Source organism: Stenotrophomonas sp. P5_B8, from assembly GCF_054049855.1.
Window position 1 is genome coordinate 1 of the sequence record NZ_JBFULO010000152.1, and the last position, 8,422, is coordinate 8,422.

The window sequence follows — 8,422 nt, forward strand, 5'->3', positions numbered from 1 at the left end:
TGGTCCAGGCCGGTGTAGAGCGGCACCATGCCCGGCTTCTGCGACCAGAAGAACACGAACAGGCCTGCCGCCACGGCCACGGCGATCATCGCCATCAGTCCGAGCCGACGGGTGATCTGCAGGCTTTGCAGCCGGTCGAACCACTGCCCAGCCTTTTCGGTGTTCAGGGATTCTTTGGAGAGCGACAGGGCCATGCGTTTCTATCCTTACAGCGGCATGTTCATCACGTCCTGGTAAGCCTGGACGAGACGGTTACGGACTTCCACGGTGGCGCGGAAGGCGATCTGGGACTGCTGCGAGGCGACCATGACCTTGGCCAGGTCCGCACCGGGTTCACCCAGTTCGAAGGCCTTGGCGAGGGCGCCGGATTTCTGTTGCGCTTCGTTGACGCCGGCGATGGCGCCACGCAGGGTGTCGGTGAAGCTCGGGCCCTGGACGTTCTGCGGGGAGACCAGGCCCTGAATGGCATTGCTCTTCGGCGCCTCGGTCAGCGGGCTGACGGCGGACTGCCCCATCTGGGTCTGGAGGGTGCGGATCTGGGAAAGGACGGAGGTGACGGAGTGCGACATCTGGAACGTTCCGAAGCTGGGATGGGGTTTCGAGTGAATACGTTGCAAGTGCCGTGCCGAAACCGTTTACCGGTTCAGTTTTGTTGGTGGCACAAGGGCTTGCGCCTTCACGCGGCGACGGCGAATGGGCGGCCGGTCGCGGCGCGCGACGGAATGTTGCTGCGGCGGTTTGACGCGGCGCGCGTGTCGGGGAGCCGGCGTCGGAAAACCGGCGGGGGGACGTGCAGCCACCCGTGGGGTGGCTCTACCGGGGGTGTGCCGGTGGTGCGGCTACCCGCGGGGCGGTATCGGGGTAGAGCCACCCCATGGGTGGCTGCTCTTCCTAGGGCGTCAGCGTCCAGCGGCCGCTGTTCTGGCGGCGGGCCGGGGCGATGGGACCGGCGTGCTGGGTGAAGACGAACATGCCCTCGCTGTCGGTCAGGCAGGTCAGCAGCAGGGTGTAGGCGGCCGCACCGCCCGGGAACGCTTCGCGCATGCGGATTTCACCGAGGTGCGGGGCGTGGCGCTGGTAGCGATAGGTGCCCTGCACCTGGATCGGGGTGCCCAGAATTTCCAGCACGTACTGGTCGTCCGCGAAATTCACCTGCACCATCCGCCCGGCGTTGGGGTTGTCGGGGCGATAGAGCGGATCGCTGACATTGATGAACTGGCGCGCGTCGAGCGTGGTCGGCAAGGTGCAGGCCGGGGTGGCCAGGGAGGTGGTGGGCAGCAGGGCCAGCAAGAGCAACACGGGGAACAGGCGCATCGGATGACCTCCAAGGGGATGTGCCTTTGATGCTAGTCAGTGCATGGCGCGGGTCTGTAGGAAACGTTGCAATCTGTCTGCCGGCCGTTGCCGCGAACGCCACAACGACAAAGCCCGGGACAGGCCCGGGCTTCTGTGTCATTCCAGCGTGCGGTGGGCTCAACCGGCCAGTTCGGTCTGGTCGCGTTCGATGCCGTACTTGCGCAGCTTCTCCACCAGGGTGGTGCGGCGCAGGCCGAGCAGCTGGGCGGCGTGGGCGACCACGCCCTGGGTACGCTCGAGGGCCTCGTTGATCAGCGTCAGCTCGATGTTGGCCATGTGGTTGCGCAGGTCCAGGCCGGCATCGGGCAGGCCGGCGGCGCGGGTGACCGGGCCGATGCCGTTTTCCAGCGAAGCAGCCACGCCCGGGGCCGGGGTGTGGAAGGAGAAACTGCGCAGGTCCAGACGCTCGTCAGCCACCGGTGCCGGGGCGGCCACGACCACCGGCGCGGCGGCGGTGAAATCACCGCGATAGCGCGCCGGCAGGTCCTGCACGCGCACGTTGCCGCTTGGATGCAGCACGGCCAGGCGCTCGACCAGGTTGGTCAGCTCACGCACGTTGCCCGGCCATTCGTACGTGGCCAGCGCCTGCAGCGCTTCGGCGGTGAAGCGCACTTCGCCGCGACCGGTGCGTGCCAGCTGCGCGGCGATGGTGGTCACCAGTGCCGGCAGGTCTTCGCTGCGCTCGCGCAGCGCCGGCACGTCGATGGGGAAGACGTTGAGGCGATAGAACAGATCCTCGCGGAACTTGCCGTCGGCAATGCGCGACTCCAGGTCGCGGTGGGTCGCGGCGATCACCCGCACGTTGCAGCGGATGGTCTGGTTGCCGCCCACGCGCTCGAAGCTGCGCTCCTGCAGCACGCGCAGCAGCTTGACCTGCATCGGCAGGCTCATGTCGCCGATTTCATCCAGCAGCAGAGTGCCGCCTTCGGCCATCTCGAAGCGGCCCTTGCGGGCGCTGAGCGCACCGGTGAAAGCACCCTTTTCGTGACCGAACAGCTCGCTCTCCAGCAGCTCGGCCGGGATCGCGCCGCAGTTGATCGCCACGAACGGGCCATCGCGACGCGGCGAGCGCTGGTGGATCGAGCGCGACACCACTTCCTTGCCGGTGCCCGATTCGCCCAGCACCAGCACGRTGGTGTCGAATGCGGCGACCTGTTCGATCATCAGGCGCAAGGCGCTCACCGCCGCGCCGTCGCCGGTGGGGCCGGTTTCCTGCACGGCACCGGCCTGGTGCTCGGCATCCAGGCGCTTGAGGCTGGCGCGGCGCAGCAGGGCCTCCATCTGCGCGTGGCGCAGCGGTGCCTCCAGCGGCCACACGTTGGCTTCGTGCAGGCCGTGCTGCTGGGCAAAGCGGGCGGCATCGCCGTCGATCAGCATCACCGGCGGCGGCAGCGCGCCCTTGCCGGCCCAGGCAAACAGCGCATCGCTGCCCGCGCCCGGGTCCAGGCTGCCGATGATCACTGCCACCCAGTCGTTGGGGCGGTGACGGGCCGTGTCGATGTCGGCCGCGTCGGCCACCCAGCGCGGGTTGAAATCCATGAATTCGAGCAGGGCGACGGTGCGCTCGGCGCGCACGGCGTCGTTATCCAGCACCAGGATGCGCGACTCACTCATGATCCATTCCCCTTCAGGCCTTCCAGGATCGGCATGACTTCCTGGATGTAGGACAGCTTGCTGACGAAGTTGTCGGCGCCGGCACGCAGGGCATGCTCGCGGTGTTCGACATCGTCGAAGTGGCTGGCGATGACGATGTACGGCGCGTCGTCCTGCGACTTGATCAGGCGGGTGGCCTGCAGGCCGCCCATCTCCGGCATGGCCAGGTCCATCAGCACCACCTGCGGGCGCAGCGATTCGGAACGCTCGATGGCTTCAAGCCCGTTGGCGGCGCTGCCGATCACGTCCAGCCACTCGACCTTGCGGAAGTGGCGCATCGCCGCGTTGATGAAGCCTTCGTGGTCATCGACCAGCAGGACGGTGAGCTTGTTCATGTCTTCCATTTCCTTCAGCCCACCCGGGCCAGTTGCGGGGTGCGGGCATTGATCCGACGGCGTTCGCGAGCCGGAGCGATGTCCAGTTGTTCGCGGTATTTTGCAACGGTGCGGCGCGCGATGTTGACGCCCTGGCGGGACAGCAGGCCGGCGATGGCTTCGTCGGCCAGCGGGCGAGCGGACGGCTCGGCATCGATCAGGCGGCGCACCATGGCCTTGACCGCCTGCCCGGAGACGCTGGCACCTTCCAGGCGCACGGCGAAGAAGTGCTTCAGTTCCAGGGTGCCGCGCGGGGTCTGCAGGTACTTGCCGGTGGTGATGCGCGAGACGGTGGACTCGTGCATGCCGATCGCATCGGCCACTTCCTTCAGGGTCAGCGGTGCCATCGCCTCTTCGCCGCGGGTCAGGAACCCGGCCTGGCGTTCGATGATCACCCGCGTGGTGCGCAGCAGGGTGTCATAGCGCATCGACAGGCCGCGGGTGAGCCAGCGCGCCTCCTGCAGCATGTCACGCAGCGGCTGGGCGGCATCGCCGGCCTCGGCCAGGGCGCTTTCGTAACCGGGGTTGATGCTGAGGCGACGGCTGGTGGCCGGGTTGAGCGCCACGCGCCACTGGTTGTCGGCATGCCAGGCGATCACATCGGGGATGACCACGCCGGTGTCGTCCGGGCGCAGGCTGTCGCCGGGGCGCGGCTGCAGCGACAGGATCAGCCGCACCGCTTCATGGATGTCGGCAACTTCGGCATCCAGTTCGCGGGCCAGGGCAACGTAGTCGTGCGCAGCCAGGCTGGCCAGGCCCTGATCCAGCACGCGCTGGGCCAGGTGGCGGGCCGGCACGCGGCCGGGCAGGGCGCGCAGCTGCACGCTCAGGCATTCATGCAGGTCGCACGCGGCCAGCCCGGCCGGCTCGCCGTGCAGGATCTGCTGGCGCACGGCTTCGACACCGGCGGCATCCACGTCGCAGTGGGCGCTGGCCAGCAGTTGCAGCTGCGCCAGCGGCGCGTCCAGGTAGCCGGCGTCGTCGCAGTGCTCCAGCCAGAAGCTGGCCACGCCCAGTTCGCGCGCATCCAGCTCCAGCGACAGGCGCTGCAGGGCGCGCAGTTGGGGGTCACTGGATTCGTCGGCGGCAATGCGCTGCATGCGGTCGTCGTCCCCGTCCTGCCAGCTGGCGCCGGGCACGTCCCACATCGCGCTTTCCGGCAGCTCGTCGAAGGCGGCCACTTCCTGCACGGTGGTGGTTTCGGCGGTGTCATCGGCCGGGGCGTCGGGCGCCTCCTCCAGTTCCAGCAGCGGGTTGGTTTCCAGTGCGCGGCGGATCTCCAGCTCCAGTTGCATGCCGTCCAGCTGCAGCAGTCGGATGGACTGCAGCAGTTGCGGCGTGAGGTGGAGCTGCTGACCCAGCTGGGTCGACATCGTCGGCTTCATGCGTTTTCCCCGTCGCACCGACTCCCCGGTGCGTTATGGAACGCATCTTGCTTGTGATATCCCGACACCGTAATCAGGGGGTTCCTGAGTGGTGTCGTTGGTTTCCTGACACCTTGTCAGGAAAACCACTACAACGCCTCGGACTTTTGACGCTGCCTGCGGCGGAAACCCTTGTGTTTCCGTCGCCAAGGCGGCTGGGGCCTGTTCAAAATCCCGACGCTGCCAAGTCTGAAGCCTTCAGCGTGCCGGGGAACCGACGCCCACTACCTGGCGCCTCACTCCAGTTCGTGCTGGTGGCGCGCGGCGAGCAGCAGCAGATCGTTGGCGCGGCGGCAGCCGAGCGACTCCATCATGCGCGCGCGGTGGGTCTCCACCGTCTTGACGCTGATGCCCAGGTCCGCGGCGATTTCCTTGTTGCTCTCGCCCCGGCCGATCTGGCGCAGGATCTCGCGCTGGCGCGGCGACAGCGCCGCCACGCCCACCGGTTTTTCCTTGCCCAGCATCGGCGCCAGCATCTTGGCCGAGATCTGCGGGCTCAGGAACACCTGGCCGGCATGCGCGGCGCGCAGGGCCAGCTCCAGCTCCTGCGGCGCGGCATCCTTGACCACGAAGCCGACCGCGCCACGGTCCAGTGCATCGCGCACGTGCACCGCATCGTCATGCATGGTCATCATCACCACCCGGGTGCCGGGCGCGCGCAGCAGGATGTCGCTCAGGGCTTCCAGGCCGGTACGGCCGGGCAGGGACAGATCCATCAGGATCACATCCGGGCTGTGCTGGATGGCCAGCTGCAGCGCCTGTTCGGCGTTGCTGGCTTCGGCGGCGACGTCCACGTCGGCAAAGCCCTGGAGCAGGCGGCTGAGGCCGGCGCGGACCAGGGTGTGATCGTCGACGATGAGAACGCGCACAGGCAGGCTTCGGCAGATGTTAAGGCGGGGTGACCACCTTAACGGAGTGGCGGCCTACCGCCAAGCCGATCCCGTCACGGTAGTGGCGGCCGTTGGCCGGCAAACCGTCAAAACGTCGCTCAGGGGTCCAGCGGACGGCGGTCGGCCAGCCGCGCCTGCGCGATCTGGCGGCGGTGCAGGCGGAACAGGTGCCGTTCCAGTGCCATCTCCAGCGCATCGCTCATCGGCTCGAAGCGCAACCACAGGAAGTGCGCGCCGGCACCGGTGGCCGCTTCGGCCAGCACCGACACCGGCAGGTCGATATGGTCGGGCAACCAATCGCAGGGCTGCAGCCGGATCACGCCCAGGCTGCCGGCCGCCGCGCCGGTACGCATGCCCTGTTCCAGGCGGATGCCGCGCCGTGACCAGCGCAGCGGGCGCAGGTCCAGGTCCTGCGCGGTCTGTCGCACCAGCCGCCCGAGCAGGACCATGGTCAGGTCCAGCTTGGCTTCCAGGCGCTGCAGTTGCGCGGTCGCTTCGCCGCGCTCGTCGTGGCCGTCATCGCCGCGCGAATCTTCCACCAGGGCGACGCTGCGCAGCAGGGTCTCGGCGCTGCCCGGGCGCACCACCGCGCTGCCCAGGCGGAACTCGGCCGGCAAGGCGACCTCGCAGCTCAGCGTTTCATCGAACAGCTCGCTTTCGGCCGGATGATGGATGGCGCTGGGACGCGGCTCGTTCATGACAGGGATTCCGCGGTGAGGTAGGCATGCGCGGCGCGGTTGGCCGCAGCGCCCTTGCGCACGTGGCCGGCAGCCTCGTCGCGCTGGCTCATGATCATCACCATGACGCGCTGCTGGCGGCTTTCCAGTGCGCGCAGGCCGGCGACGTCATCCAGTCCGCCGGGCTGCGCCAACAGATGGGTCTGGTCGGCGTGCAGGGTGTCCAGGCAGGCGCCGGCACCCTCGTGGTCACCGGCCAGCAGGGCGGCTTCCAGCGTGTCCATGGCGGTGTTGAGGTCGGCCAGGGTGGGCGCGGTGGCCATTACACGGCGGCCTGCGCGGGCGCGCGCTGGTCGCGCGGGATCGCATTCCACGCCGCGTCGATCTCGCCCAGCAGCTCCAGCGACTCGCGCAGGGCCTCCGGGTCGTTGTGCAGGTTGGCTTCGGTCAGGCGCTGCATGACGTAATCGTACAGGGCCGACAGATTGCCGGCGATTTCGCCGCCGGCTTCATGGTCGAGCGAGCCGTTGAGGTGGCCGACGATCGCGCACACCTCGCCGATCGCCTTGCCTTTGCGCGCCTGATCGCCACGTTCCAGGCAGGCCTGCGCCAGCCGCACGCGTTCCAGCGCACCGGCCAGCAGCAACGCCACCAGCTTGTGCGGGTCGGCGTCGACGATCGAGCTCTGCACGCCGACTTTGCGGTACTGCTCGGTGAATTGACGGTTTGAACCGTACATCAATCATGTCTCCTTCGTGCGGGGCCGCGTGCCTTGCGGGGTCTGCGGCACCGGGGTGGAGCCTGCGTTGGCTGCTGCAATGGCTGCTGCGTTGGTACCAGTATCGGCCGCGTGTGCGATTTACTTGAGCWGGCGGCCGTGTCGATCAGCGGGCCAGCTGACTGAGCTGGGAGGTGAGCGAGGAGGTGGTCTGGCTCAGCTTGCCCATCAACGCATCCAGTGCCAGGAACTGCTTTTTATAGCGTTCCTCCACGCCGGCCATGCGCACGTCCAGTGCCTTGCGGCGCTTGTCGATGTCGGTCAGGGTGGCGTTGATGCTCTTGGTGCGCGAAACAAAGGCGCCTTCCTTGCCTACCGTGGTGCTGACGTAGCCGTCGACCATGTTGAACAGTTTGGTGGCCGCGCCATCATCACCGGTGAGCGCCTGGCGCACCGCACCGGCCTGGTTGACCAGCGCCGCCTCGAACTTGGTGGCATCCAGCACCAGACTGCCATCGGCATTGGGATAGGCGCGGGTCTGCAGGCCCAGCGTTTTGGGGTCCAGGCCAACGGCGGCCAGGTCCTTGAGCACGCCGCCCATCATCGCGCGCAGCTGGCTGGAGGCCCCGCGCATCTGCGCATCGCCGGTGAGCGAGGAGGGCTCCTTGTTCTCGATGTCGTATTTGGTGGCGGTGCTGATTGCGCTGATCGCGCCGTTGTAGGCGGTGACGAAGTCCTGCATCACCTTGCGCGCGGCCGCCACGTCGGTGCTGACGGTAACGGTACTCTTGCCCGGCTTCTTCAGGTTCAGGGTCAGGCCGGGCACCACGTCGGCGACGGTGTTCTCGCTGGACACCACCTCCACCCCGTCGATGGTGAGCTTGGCGTCGGCGGCCGGGGTGCGTTCGGTCAGGCTGTTGGCCAGCGCGGTCAGCTCGGCGTTGCCGGACCCGGCGCTGAGCTTGATCGCATTGGCGGTGCCGGATTTCTCCTGCGACAACGACAGGAACTGGTTGTCGCCAGAGGCGATCAGGGTCGACTGCACGCCCAGGCTGCGGCCGGCCTTCTCGATCTTGGTACGGATCGAAGACAGGGTGTCATCGGCTTCGACCTGGATCTCCAGCGTCTTCTTCTTGTCGCCGACGCCCACCTCCAGCGACAGGGTGCCGGCGCCGAAGGTCTTGGTCTTGGACACCGCCGTATCGGCGATCCACTTGTTCGCCGTGGCCAGCTGGTCGACCTGGATGACATGGTTGCCGGTGGCGGCCGAATTGGTGCTGCTGACTGTCAAGATATCGTCGGTACCTTCCTTGGTCGCACTGACCAGGCG

General features: G+C 67.7%; 10 protein-coding genes and 1 pseudogene. All 11 read right to left on the minus strand.

Annotated features, from left to right (window positions below):
* Positions 1–194 (minus strand): annotated as a pseudogene (gene fliF, locus ACXJKH_RS10285) (flagellar basal-body MS-ring/collar protein FliF); the annotation flags it as partial.
* A 12-nt stretch (positions 195–206) separates the two neighbouring features.
* Entirely contained in the window at positions 207–569 is a 363-nt protein-coding gene (gene fliE, locus ACXJKH_RS10290) for a flagellar hook-basal body complex protein FliE (RefSeq protein ID WP_457319357.1), read from the minus strand.
* A 322-nt stretch (positions 570–891) separates the two neighbouring features.
* Positions 892–1,314, minus strand: coding sequence for a hypothetical protein (locus ACXJKH_RS10295; RefSeq protein ID WP_457319358.1), 423 nt, complete (start codon positions 1,312–1,314; stop codon positions 892–894).
* Between the two features lie 159 nt (positions 1,315–1,473).
* Positions 1,474–2,970 (minus strand): sigma-54 dependent transcriptional regulator, encoded by a 1,497-nt coding sequence (locus tag ACXJKH_RS10300; RefSeq protein ID WP_457319359.1) that lies wholly within the window; start codon positions 2,968–2,970, stop codon positions 1,474–1,476.
* Positions 2,967–3,344 (minus strand): response regulator, encoded by a 378-nt coding sequence (locus tag ACXJKH_RS10305; RefSeq protein ID WP_256776973.1) that lies wholly within the window; start codon positions 3,342–3,344, stop codon positions 2,967–2,969. The genes ACXJKH_RS10300 and ACXJKH_RS10305 overlap by 4 nt, the downstream gene beginning before the upstream one ends.
* Positions 3,345–3,358: 14 nt before the next feature.
* Positions 3,359–4,768 (minus strand): RNA polymerase factor sigma-54, encoded by a 1,410-nt coding sequence (gene rpoN / locus ACXJKH_RS10310; protein WP_457319360.1) that lies wholly within the window; start codon positions 4,766–4,768, stop codon positions 3,359–3,361.
* A gap of 275 nt (positions 4,769–5,043) precedes the next feature.
* Positions 5,044–5,676, minus strand: coding sequence for a response regulator (locus ACXJKH_RS10315; protein WP_256776975.1), 633 nt, complete (start codon positions 5,674–5,676; stop codon positions 5,044–5,046).
* Between the two features lie 119 nt (positions 5,677–5,795).
* Positions 5,796–6,395 carry a PilZ domain-containing protein gene (locus ACXJKH_RS10320; protein WP_256776976.1) on the minus strand — a complete coding sequence of 200 codons (600 nt, stop codon included), beginning with the start codon at positions 6,393–6,395 and terminating at the stop codon, positions 5,796–5,798.
* Entirely contained in the window at positions 6,392–6,697 is a 306-nt protein-coding gene (locus ACXJKH_RS10325; protein WP_457319361.1) for a hypothetical protein, read from the minus strand. The genes ACXJKH_RS10320 and ACXJKH_RS10325 overlap by 4 nt, the downstream gene beginning before the upstream one ends.
* On the minus strand, positions 6,697–7,113 hold the full coding sequence (gene fliS / locus ACXJKH_RS10330; RefSeq protein WP_256776978.1) for a flagellar export chaperone FliS: 417 nt from the start codon (positions 7,111–7,113) through the stop codon (positions 6,697–6,699). Before fliS ends, ACXJKH_RS10325 begins: the two co-directional genes overlap by 1 nt.
* 145 nt (positions 7,114–7,258) lie before the next feature.
* The coding region (gene fliD / locus ACXJKH_RS10335) for a flagellar filament capping protein FliD (RefSeq protein ID WP_457319362.1) at positions 7,259–8,422 on the minus strand (1,164 nt) is incomplete at its 5' end.

Bases quoted from the DNA above. Each gene is read 5' to 3' on its own strand.
- fliE (WP_457319357.1), bottom strand. From the start codon at position 569: ATGTCGCACTCCGTCACCTCCGTCCTTTCCCAGATCCGCACCCTCCAG.
- ACXJKH_RS10295 (WP_457319358.1), bottom strand. From the start codon at position 1,314: ATGCGCCTGTTCCCCGTGTTGCTCTTGCTGGCCCTGCTGCCCACCACC.
- ACXJKH_RS10305 (WP_256776973.1), bottom strand. From the start codon at position 3,344: ATGAACAAGCTCACCGTCCTGCTGGTCGATGACCACGAAGGCTTCATC.
- rpoN (WP_457319360.1), bottom strand. From the start codon at position 4,768: ATGAAGCCGACGATGTCGACCCAGCTGGGTCAGCAGCTCCACCTCACG.
- ACXJKH_RS10320 (WP_256776976.1), bottom strand. From the start codon at position 6,395: ATGAACGAGCCGCGTCCCAGCGCCATCCATCATCCGGCCGAAAGCGAG.
- ACXJKH_RS10325 (WP_457319361.1), bottom strand. From the start codon at position 6,697: ATGGCCACCGCGCCCACCCTGGCCGACCTCAACACCGCCATGGACACG.
- fliS (WP_256776978.1), bottom strand. From the start codon at position 7,113: ATGTACGGTTCAAACCGTCAATTCACCGAGCAGTACCGCAAAGTCGGC.